The 18,061-nt window shown below is 37.7% G+C and carries 15 protein-coding genes; 8 read left to right on the top strand and 7 right to left on the bottom strand.

Annotation, left to right across the window (positions count from 1 at the left end):
• Positions 1–328: 328 nt before the first annotated feature.
• Genes J1905_RS04430 through J1905_RS04405 form a run of 6 tightly spaced genes read right to left on the bottom strand, consistent with a single transcriptional unit; the run spans position 329 to position 4,772 of the window.
• Positions 329–1,264 carry a bifunctional riboflavin kinase/FAD synthetase gene (locus tag J1905_RS04430; protein WP_214226032.1) on the bottom strand — a complete coding sequence of 312 codons (936 nt, stop codon included), beginning with the start codon at positions 1,262–1,264 and terminating at the stop codon, positions 329–331.
• An 11-nt stretch (positions 1,265–1,275) separates the two neighbouring features.
• Entirely contained in the window at positions 1,276–2,139 is an 864-nt protein-coding gene (locus J1905_RS04425; RefSeq protein ID WP_214226031.1) for a YitT family protein, read from the bottom strand.
• 2 nt (positions 2,140–2,141) lie between these two features.
• Complete coding sequence (gene truB, locus J1905_RS04420) at positions 2,142–2,867, bottom strand: tRNA pseudouridine(55) synthase TruB (protein ID WP_214226030.1); 726 nt, start codon at positions 2,865–2,867, stop codon at positions 2,142–2,144.
• Positions 2,867–3,661, bottom strand: a complete 795-nt coding sequence (locus tag J1905_RS04415) for an undecaprenyl-diphosphate phosphatase (RefSeq protein WP_214226029.1) — start codon at positions 3,659–3,661, stop codon at positions 2,867–2,869. Before J1905_RS04415 ends, truB begins: the two co-directional genes overlap by 1 nt.
• Positions 3,662–3,669: 8 nt before the next feature.
• Positions 3,670–3,894 carry a DUF3098 domain-containing protein gene (locus J1905_RS04410; RefSeq protein ID WP_214226028.1) on the bottom strand — a complete coding sequence of 75 codons (225 nt, stop codon included), beginning with the start codon at positions 3,892–3,894 and terminating at the stop codon, positions 3,670–3,672.
• The gene (locus J1905_RS04405; RefSeq protein WP_214226027.1) at positions 3,894–4,772 is read right to left on the bottom strand and encodes a cell division protein FtsX; all 879 of its coding nucleotides are present in this window, start codon (positions 4,770–4,772) and stop codon (positions 3,894–3,896) included. Before J1905_RS04405 ends, J1905_RS04410 begins: the two co-directional genes overlap by 1 nt.
• Before the next feature lie 309 nt (positions 4,773–5,081).
• Between J1905_RS04405 and J1905_RS04400 the strand changes: the two genes are divergently transcribed.
• The gene (locus tag J1905_RS04400; protein WP_214226026.1) at positions 5,082–6,344 is read left to right on the top strand and encodes a voltage-gated chloride channel family protein; all 1,263 of its coding nucleotides are present in this window, start codon (positions 5,082–5,084) and stop codon (positions 6,342–6,344) included.
• 63 nt (positions 6,345–6,407) lie between these two features.
• A complete protein-coding gene (gene leuS / locus J1905_RS04395; protein WP_214226025.1) occupies positions 6,408–9,206 on the top strand; it encodes a leucine--tRNA ligase in 2,799 nt (932 codons plus the stop codon).
• Between the two features lie 49 nt (positions 9,207–9,255).
• Here leuS and J1905_RS04390 read toward each other — a convergent pair whose 3' ends face one another.
• Positions 9,256–9,735: an Lrp/AsnC family transcriptional regulator gene (locus tag J1905_RS04390; RefSeq protein ID WP_173091903.1), complete on the bottom strand. Its 480-nt coding sequence runs from the start codon at positions 9,733–9,735 to the stop codon at positions 9,256–9,258.
• Between the two features lie 238 nt (positions 9,736–9,973).
• Between J1905_RS04390 and J1905_RS04385 the strand changes: the two genes are divergently transcribed.
• From J1905_RS04385 to J1905_RS04360, 6 genes are all read left to right on the top strand, one after another.
• Positions 9,974–10,834, top strand: coding sequence for a sigma-70 family RNA polymerase sigma factor (locus J1905_RS04385; RefSeq protein ID WP_214226024.1), 861 nt, complete (start codon positions 9,974–9,976; stop codon positions 10,832–10,834).
• A 7-nt stretch (positions 10,835–10,841) separates the two neighbouring features.
• Positions 10,842–11,795 (top strand): NAD-dependent epimerase/dehydratase family protein, encoded by a 954-nt coding sequence (locus J1905_RS04380; protein ID WP_214226023.1) that lies wholly within the window; start codon positions 10,842–10,844, stop codon positions 11,793–11,795.
• Between the two features lie 328 nt (positions 11,796–12,123).
• Positions 12,124–14,034 carry a hybrid sensor histidine kinase/response regulator gene (locus J1905_RS04375; protein WP_214226022.1) on the top strand — a complete coding sequence of 637 codons (1,911 nt, stop codon included), beginning with the start codon at positions 12,124–12,126 and terminating at the stop codon, positions 14,032–14,034.
• A 76-nt stretch (positions 14,035–14,110) separates the two neighbouring features.
• Positions 14,111–15,046 carry an NADP-dependent oxidoreductase gene (locus J1905_RS04370; RefSeq protein WP_214226021.1) on the top strand — a complete coding sequence of 312 codons (936 nt, stop codon included), beginning with the start codon at positions 14,111–14,113 and terminating at the stop codon, positions 15,044–15,046.
• 122 nt (positions 15,047–15,168) lie between these two features.
• On the top strand, positions 15,169–16,386 hold the full coding sequence (locus J1905_RS04365) for a peroxiredoxin family protein (RefSeq protein WP_214226020.1): 1,218 nt from the start codon (positions 15,169–15,171) through the stop codon (positions 16,384–16,386).
• A 111-nt stretch (positions 16,387–16,497) separates the two neighbouring features.
• A complete protein-coding gene (locus J1905_RS04360; RefSeq protein ID WP_214226019.1) occupies positions 16,498–18,036 on the top strand; it encodes an alpha-L-fucosidase in 1,539 nt (512 codons plus the stop codon).
• The last annotated feature ends 25 nt before the right edge of the window (positions 18,037–18,061 follow it).

Below are 18,061 nucleotides of genomic sequence, written 5' to 3'. Positions count from 1 at the left end.
GAGGCTACCTGAATGTCCTGCTTTTTAACAATAAGAAACAGGCCAAAAGAGGTTTTATTTACAACTTGCTGTAAAGCCGGTAGATCTTCAAACGAGGTTTTTTGAAATGATGATTTGCTTTTTTTGCTAAAAACAAAGTGTTTCTTTTTAGCATGAATACTCACGTCTCTATGCTTAGTTTTTTCCGCATCAAGCCCTTTCCCGCTTACTAAATGGGAAGAAAAAAGATGAATAAAAACTATTAGTATTAGAGTAAATAATGACCTCATTGTCGTAAATATACGAAAATAATGCCTTTTTTTAGAATAAATGAGGGTTTAAAATGAGCTTATGACGTTTTTTTGAAATAAGCTAAAGTATCATCTTTGTCTCTTTGCAGTTGCTCTTTTAAGGCTTCTAAGCCAGTAAATTTAACGTCGTGTCTTAGAAATTCAAGGAAGTTCATCTTAATATCCTGACCGTATATTTCCTGATTAAAATCAAAAATATTTACCTCAATGTTTCTGGTCATTCCATTAATTGTAGGGCGCTGACCAATATATGCCATCCCTTTAAAAATCTCGTCGCTCATTTCAACAGTAACCGCATAAATCCCATCAGAAGGGATCAATTTGTAGGTTTCCTCAATAAAAAGATTCGCAGTAGGAAAGCCAATGGTACGGCCTATCTTGTCGCCTTTAATCACCTTACCATATAATGAAAAGTTGTAACCAAGATAATTGGCCGCAAGCGCAACATCGCCATCAAGTAAAGCAGTACGGATTTTTGTAGAGCTTACCGCAACATCATTAATATCCTGCTCAGGTATTTGCTCAATTTTATAATTAAAGTTCTTAGAGAAGGTTTCTAAATCCTGAAGACCGCCTTTTCTATCCTTGCCAAAGCGATGGTCGTAACCAACAATAAGGTTCTTAATCCCAATTGTATCAACCAAAATGTTCTGTATATATTCAGCAGGAGTAAGGTTCGAGAAGTCGCGGGTAAAAGGAGTAATGATTAGGTGATCTACTCCAAGACTTTCCAGCATTTTAGCCTTTTCATTAATCGTATTGATCATTTTTAAATCCTGATTCTCTGGATCAATGATTAACCTTGGGTGTGGAAAAAAGGTCAGTATTACACTTTCACCACCAGTTGCCTTTGCCAATTCACACAGTCGTTTAATAATTTTCTGGTGGCCATAATGTACCCCATCAAAAGTTCCAATAGTTGCAACTGCGTTGTTTAGCTTCTTAAATTCCGAAAAGTGATTATATATTTTCAAGGTAGTATAAATTAATGTAAAGCCGGACGTTTTACTACGCCACCCTTTATGTCGGCAATTTGCTGTTGAATCACAAAAGCATCCGGATCAATCTGTCTAATTGCAGTCTGCAGCTTACTCATTTCAAGTTTGGTAACTACAGTATAAAGTATGTCAATATCCTTTTTAACTCCATATCCGCCTTCGCCTTTATAAATAGTTACACCACGTTTCATTTGGTTGATGATGAACTTTTTAATGTGGTCGTTTTTGTCGGATATAACAGTAACTCCCGTATATTGCTCGATGCCATTTACAATATAATCAACCGTGTTAGAGGCCGATAGATAGGTTAAGATGGCGTATAGCGCCTTATCCATTCCTAAAAATATTGCAGCGAATGAGAAGATAATGATGTTTAAAATCAGGATGATATTACCAACCGTAAGGGTGCTTTTTTTGCTGATGTATAGTGCTAATACCTCAGTGCCGTCAATTACACAGCCACCGCGCATGGCTAATCCAATTCCCCCACCTAAAAAGAGTCCTCCAAAAAAGGCAATCAATAGGGGGTCGTGAGTAATGGATTTAAAAGGAGCAACAACCAGTAAAATGGCCAGTAATGATATTGCAATAGATGTTTTGATGGCGAATACTTTACCAATTTGCCTATACCCCAGAATAACAAAAGGGATATTAATCAGAATAATCAGGTAAGACAGGTTAAGTTTTGTTAAGTTGCTAATTAACAGAGATATGCCGGTTACACCGCCGTCTATAAATCCGCTGGGTAGCAAAAAGCTTTTCAATCCAAAACAAGCCGAAACAATGCCACATATTATTAGAAATATGTTTTTAGCGATGTTAAGTTTTTTGGATTTTACCTGGCCACGCATGACTACTCTTTTTTAAGTCTAAGATAGTTAACTAAATCTGCTACCTCAAAAGCATTTTCAAGTAAAAAGTTTCCGCTACGTGTGCGGGTAAGTTTTGATAAGTAAGCCCCATTATTAAGGTGCTTGCCAAAATCAGAAATCAGCGATCTGATATAAGTTCCTTTACTGCAAACAATCCTGAAATCTATCTCAGGAAGTGAAATTCGGGTAATTTCGAATGCAGAAACGGTAACAAAGCGTAAACGCAATTCTGTTTCTTCGCCTCTTCTGGCTTTCACATACAATCGTTCGCCATTAACTTTTACCGCCGAGTGTGCAGGTGGATATTGTTGTATGTCGCCCGTAAAAGGAGCTGTAGCCGCATAAATAGCCTCTTCAGTTATTCCGTCTAACGGGAATTCCTGATCAACAACAGTTTCCAAATCAAAAGATGGGGTAGTGGCACCTAAAACCATTGTTCCGGTATACTCTTTCTCTTCGGCCTGAAAAGTGTCAATCTGTTTAGTCAGTTTTCCAGTGCAAAGGATCAATAAGCCAGTTGCCAGTGGATCCAAAGTTCCGGCATGGCCAACTTTCAATTTCAAAGGCTTTAGCGAATTGCGGATTTTTCCTACAACATCAAAGCTTGTCCACTTGTACGGTTTATTGATGAGCAATAGCTCACCTTCAGCAAAATTAAATTCAGGAAATGTTTTTGTTACTATTTGTTCTTCTTTATCCTCACTCATTACAATACATTCATTTCAACCCCCGAAAAATATAGTACCAGTAGCAGAACACCTATGATGATTCTGTACCAGCCAAAAATCCGAAATCCGTGTTTTGATAAAAATCCTATGAAAGATTTTATCGCGATTATTGCTACGATAAATGCAATAACATTTCCGAAAAGCAATAATTTAATATTTTCAGCATTCAACAATTCATGCCCTTTTAACAGCTTGTAGCCGGTAGCAGCGCACATGGTAGGCACGGCCAGAAAAAAGGAGAATTCTGCAGCAGCATGTCTGCTTAGTTTTTGTTGCATACCACCAATTATGGTTGCAGCACTTCTGCTCAACCCTGGAAATGCAACCGCTAAAACCTGAAAGCATCCAATTTTAAAAGCGGTCATGTTACTAATCTCACTCTCGTGATTGACGGTCGGGTTTTTAAAGAACTTATCGATAAACAATAATACAATACCACCAAGCAGCAATACTACTGCAATAAAGATGGGGTTGCCTAAAGTGTTATCTATAAAGTCGTTTAATAAATAGCCAAAAAACAATGCAGGTATAACCGCTATGATTAGCTTAATGTAGAATTGCCATTTACTAAAGTCAAAAAACTTTTTCCAGTAAAGTACAACTACGGCTAAAATAGCACCCAGTTGAATAGCAACTTCAAAAAGCTTTACAAATTCGTCTTTTCCAATTCCCATAAAAGAACTGGCAATAACCATATGGCCGGTTGACGAAACCGGTAAAAACTCCGTTAGCCCTTCTATAATCGCTAGAATGAGGGCTTGAAAATAATTCATGTATTAAACTATTTTTTTAAGATGGCATAAACTCCAAAAGCAAAACCTGCCAATACTACCATAGGAGCAAGCAAAGTTTTTCTGAAGTCGTAAATATCTGTTGTACCAATCATTAAAATGAAGCCAAATACAACAATAGCAATGCTGATAAGTAATAACTGATAGTTTTTTTTAGAGAAAACTAATTCAGTTTTTGCGTCCTGATGTGCAGGAGTTGATTTTTTTTCTATCATTATCTGTAAAGATCGTAAATTTTTAAACGTAAATATTTGCTAACGGCAAATGAGGTGCTAATAGCTGTAATAAAGATACCTACACCAACAAGGCCAAGTAAAACAATACCAAATTCAGTATAATTTCTAAGAATTACAATTTCCGGAATTTCTCTTTGAGCGTAGTACAATATACCCAATAAGATTAAAATTGCAATAAATGCCGCAATTAATCCATGTAAGGCTGCCAATAAAATAAAAGGTCGGCGGATAAAGCCTCTTGTGGCGCCAACCAGTTGCATACTTTTAATAAGGAATCGCTGAGAATAAATGGCTAATCTTATGGTGTTATTAATAAGGGCAACAGATATGATCAACAAAATAGCAGCAAAGGCTAAAATGATTAACCCAATAGTATTGATGTTCTTATTTACCATGTCAATTAATGAACTTTGGTAGATAACTTCTTTAACGACAGGGTTTTTAGCAATACTTGCTTTTAAGGTATCTATGCTTTTATTGTTTGCATAATTGGCTTTTAAATACACATCAACTGTTGATAGTAAAGGGTTATAGCCTAGGAAATTAACGAAATCTTCACCCAGATCGTTGGTTAAGTTTCTGGCTGCCATTTCTTTATTTACGTATTGCGTGTTCTTAACTGCAGGATTGGCATTAAGTTCTTTTTGAAACTGTAAAACGTCTGTTTCTTTAGCACCTTCATCTACAATGATATTTAATACAATATTTTCTTTCACGTAGTTGGAAAGGTTTTTTGCATGTACCAATATCAAACCCAACATACCCAGCATTAATAAAACCAATGCAATACTGAAGATTGTAGAAATATAAATGGTTTTTGTCTTCTTAGAAGCATCGCTCACTTCAAATTCTTCCATGTATTTGTCTTTATGTTTTGCGAAAATAAAAAATATAAGCAACTAATTTAAATTATATGCCTTTTATACTTTTAAATCGTAAAAAACTTATAACGGATTACAGCAAAAAAAAGTTCATAGAAAAGGCATAATTGTCAAACTATTTTTAAACAGCTGTATTAGGCTAACTCTATATAACTCGATAATCAGAAACAGTAGGCTCCAGGCCGTGTCGATGTTTATGCCCAAAAACATGGACACGACATGGACTTAACATGGACTCTGACCAAATGGTGGTAATGCAAAAATATCTTATATTTGACTTCCCTTATGGTTGATAAAAAGCTCATTTATAAGTTAAGCAAGTGGTTATTAATCATCATTCTGCTCAGTTTCGTCGCAGGCACCATGTCTGCATTATTTTTAACATCATTAGATCTTGCAACAAATTTTAGAACACAACATCCTTATGTTCTTTACCTATTGCCACTTGGAGGATTGGCGATTGGATTAATTTATCATTACTCAGATAAAAGTATTGAGCGTGGGAATAATCTTGTTTTTGATACCATTCATAACCCCAAAGATGTTATTCCATTTAGGATGGCTCCTTTGGTTCTGTTAGGCACTGTGGCAACACATTTTTTTGGTGGTTCTGCAGGTAGGGAGGGTACAGCTTTACAAATGTCGGCAGCTGCGGCCGATCAGTTTCACAAGATCTTTCATTTAAGTAAGCAAGAGCGGACTGTGCTTCTTATTGCGGGTCTAAGTGCCGGTTTTGCTTCAGTTTTTGGAACCCCATTGGCTGGTGTAATTTTTGGGATTGAGGTTTTATTGCTTACTAAAATCCCCTATAAAGCAATAATTCCTGCATTGGCAACGGCATTTTTAAGCGCATATGTTACCAGCTTATGGGGCGTTGGGCATACACATTACCATATTGACATGGTACCTGGAATATCTTTAAGAGGGATTGCTTACAGCATATTCGCAGGTTTGGTTTTTAGTGCTGCCGCTATATTGTTTGTAAGGTTAACACATCAAGTATCCGTGATCTTTAAGAAGATTAAATACTCGCCATTGCGCCCTTTTGTTGGTGGTTTTATAGTTGTAGGTATCGTTTTACTGTTGGGCACTTATAAATATATAGGTTTGGGGATACCAACAATAGTTGATTCTTTTGTGCAAAGTTCAGAGCCGCAAGATTTTGCTTTGAAAATTCTTTTAACGGCGGTTACCCTTGGGGCAGGTTTTAAAGGAGGAGAGGTTACACCCCTCTTTTTTATAGGGGCTACCCTCGGTAGTGCGCTTTCATTTTGGCTTCCGCTACCTGTTGGTCTGCTGGCAGGGATGGGTTTTGTAGCAGTTTTTGCAGGTGCGGCCAAAACGCCGGTAGCTTGTTGCATCATGGCAATGGAGCTTTTTGGGGTTTCGTGTGGTGTTTATGTGGTAATTGCCTGCGTAGTTTCTTACCTCGTATCAGGGGCTAATAGTATCTATAATGCCTCGGAAAACAAGTCGCCAAAGCACTTTTTGTTTGGCAAATTTTCGCTCACAGATGTACATCGCAAAAAGGAAATAAAAACTTCTTAGCCAAACTTTTCTGTAACCCCCTTAATTTCTTTATTTTCGCGGGATATAAAGGAATTAGCAGTAATGGATTACCAATTTAAAGAAATAGAACAGAAGTGGCAAAAGATCTGGGCTCAAAATCAGACATTTAAAGCAGAAAAAGATACAACAAAACCAAAGTTTTACGTTCTCGATATGTTTCCTTACCCATCTGGGGCAGGTTTACACGTGGGTCATCCACTCGGTTACATTGCTTCCGATATATTTGCGAGATACAAAAGATTAAAAGGGTTCAATGTTTTGCATCCAATGGGATACGATTCATTTGGATTACCGGCAGAACAGTATGCGATTCAAACTGGGCAGCACCCGGCTTTAACTACCGAAACTAATATCAATACTTATAGAGAACAATTGGATAAAATTGGTTTCTCTTTTGATTGGAGTAAAGAGGTGCGTACCAGTGACCCAGGATATTATAAATGGACACAGTGGATTTTTATGCAATTGTTTAATTCATGGTATAACCTTGAAACTGACAGAGCTGAAGACATCACTACGTTAATTGAAAAATTTAATGCTTCGGGCAGTGCTGATGTAAAGGCGGTTTGCGATGAAGAGGTTAAGTCTTTCTTGCCTAGCGACTGGGCAACAATGACCAGCGAGGAAAAACAAGAAGAATTGTTGAAATATCGTCTTACTTATTTAAGAGAAAGTACTGTAAACTGGTGCCCAGCATTGGGAACTGTGCTTGCTAATGATGAGGTGAAAGATGGATATTCGGAACGTGGTGGGCATCCTGTTGAACAGAAAAAAATGATGCAGTGGAGTATGCGTATTTCTGCTTATGCAGAGCGTTTATTACAGGGCTTAAATACAATTGACTGGCCAGAACCGGTTAAAGAAATGCAACGCAACTGGATTGGCAAAAGCGTTGGGGCAAGTGTTAAATTTGCTATCGAAAATGCTCCTGAAGGAATTCCTGGTCATATCGAAGTTTTCACTACACGTGTAGATACTATATTTGGTGTTTCATATCTGGTTTTAGCGCCAGAGCATGAGCTTGTTACTGCGTTAACTACTCCAGCACAGCTGGATGATATTAATGCTTACATCGCCAAAACCAAGAAGAAATCTGAACTTGACCGTATGGCTGATACTAAAACTGTATCAGGTGCCTTTACTGGTAGCTATGTAATTAATCCGGTAAGCGGCGAACGTGTTCAGCTTTGGATTGCGGATTATGTGCTTGCAGGTTACGGAACTGGTGCGGTAATGGGTGTGCCAAGTGGCGATCAGCGCGATTGGCTATTTGCTACGCATTTTAACTTGCCAATTGTTCAGATTCTTGATGCACAAAAAGATGTTGAACATCAGGCTGATGCTACTAAAGAAGGTAAATACATCAATTCCGGTTTTATTAACGGAATGAATTATACTGAAGCTACTCAGACTTTAAATGCCTGGTTAGAAGAAAAAGATGCAGGTAAGGCAAAGGTTAACTACCGTATGCGAGATGCTATTTTCGGCAGACAGCGTTATTGGGGTGAGCCAATTCCTGTTTATTTTAAAGATGGCTTGCCATATTTAATTAAAGAAGAGGAGTTGCCATTGATACTTCCTGAGATTGATAAATATTTGCCGACTGAAACTGGCGAACCTCCATTGGGTCGTGCGGAGAATTGGAGCTACGATGATGAGTACGAATATGAGTTGAGCACAATGCCGGGATGGGCAGGGTCTAGCTGGTATTGGTATCGTTATATGGATGCTAAGAATGATTCGGACTTCGCATCTAAAGAGGCTGTTTCTTATTGGAAAGATGTTGATTTGTATATCGGTGGTTCTGAGCATGCAACGGGACATTTGTTGTACAGTCGTTTCTGGAACAAATTCCTAAAAGATTTAGGGTATGTACAGGAAGAAGAGCCTTTCAAAAAACTAATTAACCAGGGGATGATACAAGGTAGAAGTAACTTTGTATATCGTGTGATTGATGAGGATGGCCGCGGTACTAATACTTTGGTTTCTCATGGTTTAAAAAAGGATTATAAAACATCAGCATTGCATGTTGATGTAAACATTGTAGAAAACGAGATTCTGAATATTGAGAAGTTTAAGTTGTTCAGACCTGAATTTGCTGAAGCGGAATTTGTTTTGGAGAATGGAAAATACATCTGCGGTGTTGAAGTGGAGAAAATGTCTAAGTCTAAATTCAACGTTGTAAATCCTGATGTACTAATTGAAAGCTACGGAGCAGATACTTTGAGAATGTATGAGATGTTCCTTGGTCCGCTTGAGCAAAGTAAGCCATGGAATACTAACGGTATTGAAGGTGTTTTTAAGTTTTTACGCAAATTCTGGCGTTTGTTCCATAATGAGGCTTGGCAGTTTAATGTTAGTGATTCGGTGCCAACAAAAGCTGAGTTGAAAGCTTTGCATAAAATCATTAAAAAGGTACAGGATGATGTTGAGCGTTTCTCGTTCAATACTTCGGTGTCGAGCTTTATGATTGCTGTTAACGAGCTTACAGATTTGAAATGTAAGAACCGTCAGGTACTTGAAGATTTAGTAATTGTGCTTGCTTCTTATGCGCCACACATTTGTGAGGAGCTATGGGTATTATTAGGCCATGAGGAAGGTAGTTTGTCTTATGCTAAATATCCTGAGTTTAACCCTGCTTATATGGTAGAGGATGAGTTTAGTTATCCGATTTCTGTAAACGGAAAAACTCGTTTGAACATGAACTTGAGTCTTACTTTAGAACCTGCAGCCATTGAAGAGATTGTTTTAGCTGATGAGCATGTTCAGAAGTATCTTGAAGGTAAAGCACCTAAAAAGGTAATCGTTGTAAAAGGACGGATTGTGAATATTGTAATCTAAGTTGATCTAAAAATAGATGAAAGGTTCGGTTTAATAAGCCGGACCTTTTTTATATTCTATCCTTTAGCGGATAGGCCAGTTCTCTTTTAGCCTCATTCACTACAAAGCAGCTTTGCAACGATCCTACGTTTTTAAGTTTGGCAAGTTTCTCTACAATTAGCTTATTGTATCCTGACATATCGCTAACCACAATTTTAAGAAGGAAATCAAAAGCTCCGGTAGTATGGTAGCACTCTAATATTTCGGGAAATTGGATTACTTCAGTTTGAAAAGCAATAAGTGCTTCGCCACTATGGTCATTTAGTTGAACCTGAGTGAAAGAAATCCACAGTTCATCAAATTTATTACGGTCTATAAGTGTTACACTTCCGGTGATATAACCCAGATCTCTAAGTCGACTTACGCGTTCGAACATAGTACTACTACCCTTATGTAGTTTAAGGGCTAGTTCTTTATTTGTAAGCCTTGCGTCTTTTTGTAACAGACGAAGAATGTCCAGATCTGTCTGATCTAAGATGGTTGGATTCATATAACCACGACAGCTTTTATGAGTTTAGTTGCTGTGCAAATAAAGAACATTCAACCCATATTAACAAATGGAAGACAACAATATTTGGGGATTACTTACAGTTTTTTTTGGACGCGGAATTTAATTCTGACCATTAGGGCGCGTTATGAATAATTTCCGGATAAATACGATATCCAAGGATATAACAAATCAACTATAGAACTTAGCCCATGCAACTACAGGCTGCAATGTGCTAAGCATGAGAGAAATCAAGATAGAAAAATCTTTTACTAAACGTGACCATGATTCCCTTAGGAGATATCTGAATGATATTGCCGGGTACCCATTGTTAAGTGCAGAAGAAGAGGTGATGCTCGGGCGTAAAATTCAGGGGGGAGATCTTGCTGCCTTGCAAAGGCTGGTAAACTCGAACCTTAGGTTTGTGGTGTCAGTTGCTAAAAAGTACGAAGGACAAGGCTTGCCTCTAGCCGATTTGATTTCGGAAGGAAACGCTGGCTTGGTTAAGGCTGCTGAACGCTTTGATGAAAGTAGAGGATTTAAATTTATCTCTTTTGCAGTGTGGTGGATTCGCCAGTCGATGATGATGGCTATTGGAAACTATAAGCGCATGATCAGACTGCCAATGAATCAAGTAAATGATATACAGGATTTGTGGCGTTCGGAGATGGAAATGGAGCAGAAATTAGAAAGATTGCCCACTGATGAGGAGCTTTCTGATTTTACAGGGATACCGCTTGATCGATTAAAAGCTTATCAGTACAGCCCTGGGCATACGGTTTCTTTAGATAATCAGAATGATGATGAAGATAAGCCAGGTATAATGACATTTCTTGAAGACACCTCAATAGATGCACCGGATGCTATACTGCAATCGCAGGATTTAAAATATAGCCTTAGGCAATTGTTAAATCAGCTTCCGGATAGGCAGCGGAAGGTAATTCAACTAAGCTTTGGTTTGCAGGGCAACGAAGCAATGCATCTGGAAGATATTGCTGATCTGTTTGAGCTTAGCAAAGAAAGTGTTAGAAAGATAAAATACCAGGCATTGCATAATCTTGGTAAGGAGGAGGGGGTGAGGCGACTCAGACAATATTTATAAAATGAAAATGAAACAGAAAGAAAATATACTAATCATTGGAGCACTTGGACAAATTGGAAGAGAGTTAACTGATGAACTACGAGAGAGATACGGAAAGGAAAATGTATTGGCTGCTGATATCAGACCGAAAGATGATGTTTCTTTCGAAAAACAGCCTTATATACAATTAAATGTAATGGATAAGGAAGCGCTTGAAAGCCTTATTGCTGAAAATAAATTTACTCAGATTTATCATTTAGCGGCTATGCTTTCGGCAAGTGGAGAGCGTAATCCTCAGGCGGCATGGGCGTTAAATATGGACAGCTTGTTAAGTATCCTTGATTTATCTGTTAAGTATAGAGTAGGGAAAGTGTTCTGGCCAAGTAGTATTGCTGTGTTTGGTCCTGATTCTAAGAAAGAAAACTGTCCGCAGCAAGGTGTTACTGAGCCAAGTACAATTTATGGAATCAGTAAAGCTGCGGGTGAGTATTGGTGTAAGTATTATTTTGAAAAATATGGACTTGATGTGCGTAGTGTACGTTATCCCGGTTTGATTAGCTATACCGGTGCTCCCGGTGGTGGTACTACTGATTATGCAGTAGATATTTTTCATAGCGCTGTAAAAGGCGAAAAGTATACTTGCTTTTTGAATGAAGATACTGCATTGCCAATGATGTATATGCATGATGCAATACGTGCAACTTTGGAATTGATGGATGCTCCTGCGGAGTCATTATCTGTACGTACAGCTTACAATTTGAGTGCTTTAAGCTTTACTCCAAAAGAAATTTATGAAGCAATTGCGCAGGAAGTTCCTGGTTTTGAGATTGCTTATGCTCCTGATTTCCGTCAGCAGATTGCTGATAGCTGGCCTCAAAGCATTGATGACAGTGTTGCCACTAAAGACTGGGGATGGAAGCCTGCATATGATTTAAAGAGAATGGTAAAAGATATGCTTAGCAATATTGAGGTATATCCATAATGATAAACAATTATTCGTAATTGGTTAATTTAGGTTCAAAAGCAGGGTGTTCGGATGGATACCCTGCTTTTTTTATGATGATAAGATGTTAATTTGTTTATAACATTTGTTAAAAGGATAAAGAAGATTCGTTAAATTAGATACATGAAATAATTTAAATCTGATTTGACAAAAAGTCCTGTGAGTGGGTGATCCACGAAGGGCAGGCACAGCATACATGAATGATACAAAAGCCAGCTTTTAAAGCTGGCTTTTGTGCTTATAAAACTTTGGCGGGCAAATTGCAATAGGGTGGATATAAAAAACTGTTATTTGCGAGCTGCTAACAATGCAAGAATCAATAGAAGAGAGAACTCATATTTTTCAGATGTTAATAGACAACGTGCCCGTTGTCATTTTTAGGATTAATAAAGACGGAATATTTACCAGATCGGTAGGGCTAGGATTGAAGGTATTTGGTGTTAAGGATAATGAATCAGTAGGTAAAAATATATTTGAGTTGTATCCTGCTGCAGGTACACGAATGCGACGCGCATTGGCTGGTGAATCGCTTAAATTTATCACAAATATGGAAATTCAAGGAAAAATAATATTCCTTGATGTTATGCTTAGTCCTGATCCTTTCGATGAAGGAGGAGTTATTGGGACCCTTTTAGATATCACTCAACAAAATGGTGTAGAGGAGGAACTTCGAAAAGCTAAAATTAAATTGGGGCAAACAGTGGATTTGCTAAATACAGGAGAAGAGATAAGTAAGACCGGCGGTTGGGAATATGATGTAGCGTCGGATCTCGTTTATCGGACTAAAAATATGAAGCTGCTATTGGGGATTAATGAGGAAACAACTTCCCTAAATGATGCTGCAATTTTATACGAAGATGATGGTGCTGAGCTGATTAGAGAGGGGATGAAGAATGCAATCGAAAATCAAATGTCTTATGACATTGAAATTATGCCAAAAGGTACGCAGAAGTGCTTTAGAAGTATTGGTATTCCAATAGTTGAAAATGGCAAAACGGTTAGGGTTGTAGGAGCGGTAACAGATATTACCGAAATTAAACAAGTAGAAAAGGAATTGTTAAAGGCAAAACAGATAGCAGAGAACGCGGCTATGGCCAAGCAACAGTTTTTATCTAATATGAGTCATGAAATAAGAACCCCAATGAATGCGGTGATTGGAATAACTAATTTGCTTTTACAGGAAAACCCTAAACCTGAACAGGTAGATAGTTTGAAGATTTTAAAGGTTTCAAGTGAGAGTCTACTAGATCTGATAAATGATGTGCTGGATTATAATAAAATCGAATCGGGGAAGATGTTATTTGAGCAGATAGATTTTAATTTAATTGAGTTGGTGAACAGCATTAAGGAGACTCATTATTTAAAGGCAAAAGAAAAGGGGCTGAAATTTAAAATAAAGGTGGATTCAGATTTGCCGGCAATGATAGTTGGAGATCCGATACGGCTAATGCAAATATTAAATAACCTGGTAAGCAACGCAATTAAATTTACAAATGATGGAAGCGTTATTCTTGACCTTTCATTAAATAGTTTGTTAGGAAACTTAGTTGATATTAATTTTGTTGTAACTGATACAGGGATTGGTATAGACGCAAATAATAAGGATTATATATTTGAGAGTTTCACTCAGGAAAGTACCAATACCACCAAAGTTTTTGGTGGAACGGGTTTAGGTTTGGCAATAACAAAACGGTTAATAGAGATGTTGGGAAATGAAATTTCTGTTAAGAGCTCAATTGGAGTTGGATCAAGCTTCTCCTTTAACCTACAATTTAAGAAAAGTAAAAAGAAGCGCGATAACGTGAATTTGCCCGAGTCACCTTTTAATTTCTCGAGCCTTGCCGGCTACAAGGTTCTTTTGGTTGAGGATAATGAGATAAATGTTATTGTAGCCAGTAAATTTATGCAAAAGTGGGGGCTCCATATAGATTGTGCATGGACAGGGACTGAAGCTGTTGAGAAAGTTATAGAAAATCATTACGATCTTGTATTAATGGATTTGGAAATGCCAAAAATGGATGGCTTTGAAGCTACTAAGGTTATACGCTCAATTGCTGATGATAAGTTTAAGCAACTTCCAATTATTGCTTTAACCGCATCGCTGCTGACTGAAATTAGCAAGCAGATTTTGGAAGCGGGCATTGATGATTATGTTGCAAAACCATTTAGTCCTACAGAATTGCATGCTAAGATTAGACTGCATCTTCAAATTAGTTAATATTCTAAGTTAGCCGTGTGCTTCCATCGGAAACAGAGAATATTGTTGTAATTTGCATTATTAATCAGTTCCTAAAATGAAGAGCATAGTATTAAAGGATTTTGGCAGTGTCGATAATCTTGTTTACGAAGAGTTACCCATGCCATCAATAAATGACGGTGAGGTTCTTATACAGGTAAAGGCAATTAGTATAAATCCTGTTGACGTTAAAACGCGTTCTGGAAAAGGGCGTGCCGAAAAGTTAAAAGATGAGCATCCTATAATTTTGGGTTGGGATGTATCAGGAGTAGTTGTGGCATCAAAATCTGACTTGTTTAATGAGGGTGATGAGGTGTTTGGAATGATAAATTTTCCTGGACACGGTAAGGCTTATTCAGAGTACGTATCTGCCCCCGCAAGTCATCTTGCATTAAAACCTGTTAAAATTACTCATGAAGAGGCTGCCGCAGCTACTTTAGCGGCTTTAACTGCATGGCAGGCACTTGTTGATCATGCGAAAATTAAAAAAGGTGACAGAGTTTTAATTCATGCTGCTGCGGGTGGTGTAGGGAACTATGCTGTGCAGATTGCAAAACATGGAGGTGCTTACGTTATTGGAACTTCATCTGTCGGTAAAAAGGACTTTGTTTTAAGCTTAGGCGCTGATGAACATATTGATTATACCAGTCAGACTCTGGAAGGCACCACCAGTAATATTGACTTTGTATTGGATGCCATTGGGGGTGATAGTATTGACAACTCTTTAAAGGTGATGAAAAAGGGAGGGACTATCATTAGTATTCCATCTGGACTGAATGATGCTGTGGCCACAAAAGCCGAAGCAGTAGGTGCTATTGGTTATCCAATCATGGTTCAATCCAATGGAGAGGATATGAAGAAAATTGCTGCCTTGTTGGAAAGTGGGGCTATAAGATCTCATGTGTCGCAGGTGTTTAGTTTTGATGAGATGAGAGCAGCTCATTTATCCCTTGAAACGGGAAAAACTCAAGGTAAAATCATCGTGAGAGTTTGATACTCTAGTTTTTTTATAGATTTTATAGGTTATATGTCCGTTTTTTACTTTCGTATGAAATATTTTTATACTGAGCAAGGTTGATTCCACTACCTTTGTATGGATTAAGAGTAACGAAAGATATGATAAGATACGGTTTTTTGGCCATTTTAATGGCCTTTTCTCTATTCTGCAATGCGCAGATCAATTTGCAACAAGGAAAATGGAAAGCTTCATTGCATCGGGAAGATGGACAGGAGATTCCGTTTGAACTTGGAATTCAGCGACAAGGAAATACTACAATTTGTTATGTGGTAAATGGTACTGAACAACTTAAAACTGAAATGACATTGATTTCTAAAGATTCGGTTTTGATTAAAATGCCAGTTTTTGAATCTTCGTTTAGGGTTAAAATTATCAATAAAGACAGCTTAAATGGGGTATGGATAAAAGGCGGATCTGTTAAAGATTTAGTTATGCCTTTTTCTGCATCATCAAGAGCCAGCCGTTTCCCGAAAGGAGTTGCAGGTAATGCATCTATTAAAGGAAGATGGAAGATTGAATTTACCAGAGCTGATCAGACTAAACGACCTGCAATTGGTGAGTTTACGCAAAACGGCCAAAAGGTAGGTGGTTCTGTGCTTACAACTGGTGGCGACTATCGTTATCTTGATGGAACCATCATTGGTGATTCTTTGTTGATTTCAACGTTTGATGGAATACATGCAATGTACTTCTCTGCTAAAATTAAAGGGGACAGCATTATCGGTAGCTTGTATAGCGGTGCTAAGTCCTTTGAAAAATGGACGGCCGTTAAAGATTCTAATGTTAAATTGGAAGCTCCGGTTACTGCTCTTAAAGAAGGCGAAAGCGGTCGTTTAGATTTTAGTTTTAAAGATCTTGAAGGTAATGTTGTGTCAATAAATGATAAAAGATTTAAGGATAAAGTTGTGATATTACAGTTAATGGGGTCGTGGTGCCCGAACTGTATGGATGAGATGGCTTTCCTGAGCGATTATTATCGTAAAAATAAAAATAGAGGGGTTGAGGTTATTGCATTGGCTTATGAGTTGTCGACTGATGAAGCAAGATCGAGAAAAAGTCTACAAAAGTTTCAACAGCAATTTAAGGTTGAATACCCAATGTTAATTACTGGTGTTACAGCCGGAGATGCTGCTAAAACAGAAAAAACGTTACCTCAGCTAACCGCAATTAAGGTGTTTCCAACAAGTATCATATTAGATAGAAAAGGTTTGGTTAACCATATTAATACTTCATTTTATGGGCCAAGTACCGGCGAATATTATGTGCAGTACAAAAAGGAATTTGAAGAAGTGATGAACTCTTTGTTGAGTAAGTAGGTTTGAATGATTGTTTGACAAAATCACTTAGCATTTTGACAAAAGAATAAACTATTGATAGGGGGAATCCAGCTTTCTTTGAGGTTGATCATTATTTCATTTAATCATATTATGAAGAGGTATTATTTTAACAAGTTGAACTGGGGGCTGGTAGTAGGGCTTCAATTGATTATTTGTATCGGTTTATCAAGTAGTAGTTCTGCTCAAATCTATACGAATAAAAACTATGTTAAAATTAATCCTGGAGATACAGAGCAGGATATAATAAGAAAAGCTGCCAATGTAGTGCCTGCTCCAAGACAATTGAGATGGCAACAGTTGGAATTAACTGCTTTTCTTCACTTTGGGGTAAACACATTTACCAATAAGGAATGGGGAGATGGATCTGAAGATCCTAAGATATTTAATCCAAAGGATTTTGATGCGAAACAATGGGTAAAGGTTTGTAAGGACGCTGGTTTTAAACAAATCATTTTAACAGCTAAGCATCATGATGGTTTTTGTTTGTGGCCAAGTAAATACACTGAACATTCTGTGAAAAACAGTCCTTGGAAAGAGGGTAATGGTGATATTGTAAAGGAGACCGCCGATGCATGTAAGGAATTTGGTATCGGATTTGGGATTTATCTTTCTCCGTGGGATCGTAATTCCAAGTATTTTGGTAGCATGGCATACAATGATTATTTTATTAATCAGCTTACAGAACTTTTAACTCAATATGGTCAGGTTGATGAAGTTTGGTTTGACGGCGCAAATGGTGAAGGCCCTACTGGCAAGAAACAGGTTTACGAATATAACAGATGGTATGAGCTGATTCGTAAATTACAGCCTAAGGCTACTATTGCTGTGTCGGGCCCTGATGTTAGATGGGTAGGGACAGAAAGTGGATACGGAAGAGAAACAGAATGGAGTGTTGTGCCGGGTGAAGAAGCTAAAAATGAAAAAATAGCGGAGAACTCTCAACAAAAAGCTGAGTTTGCTCCAAGGGATATGGTGGCAAATGATTTGGGAAGTAGATCGAAAATTGTAAAAGCAAGCAGTTTGGTTTGGTATCCTGCCGAGATAGATGTTTCTATTCGTCCGGGTTGGTTTTACCACTCAGAGGAAGATAAGGATGTTAAAACTCCTGAGAAATTAATGGATATTTATTACAGTTCGGTTGGAAGAAATGGCGTATTGCTATTGAACATTCCTCCGGATACCAGAGGCTTGATTAGTGATAGTGATATTAAATCGTTGCAGGGATTTAGAAAACAGCTTGATCTTACTTTTGCCGAAAATTTATTAGCAGGCGCTGTTGTTAAAGGTAGTAATATTAAGAAAACAAGTGTATTGCTTGATGGGAAAGATAATACTACCTGGAAGACAAAAGCTGGAGATAGTAATCTTGTCCTTGAATTTAAACTTGCCAAGGCTCAGGAATTTGATTTACTGAAGTTACAAGAAAATTTGCAGGTAGGACAGCGGGTAGAAAAATTTGTGCTGGAATATAAGTCCGGTAATGAATGGAAAGTAGCTACCGAAGGTACTACGATTGGTTATAAACGCTTAATACGCTTTGCACCTGTTACTACTTCGGAAGTAAGGTTAAGGATTGTTTCATCAAGATTAAATCCTGCTATTGCTGAAATAGGACTATATAAACGATAGTTCTATTTCAGCAATGAATGAGTGC

It is taken from the genome of Pedobacter sp. B4-66 (genome assembly GCF_018492665.1).
Taxonomy (GTDB): domain Bacteria; phylum Bacteroidota; class Bacteroidia; order Sphingobacteriales; family Sphingobacteriaceae; genus Pedobacter.
This window is presented reverse-complemented; position numbering and strand designations above follow the sequence as displayed.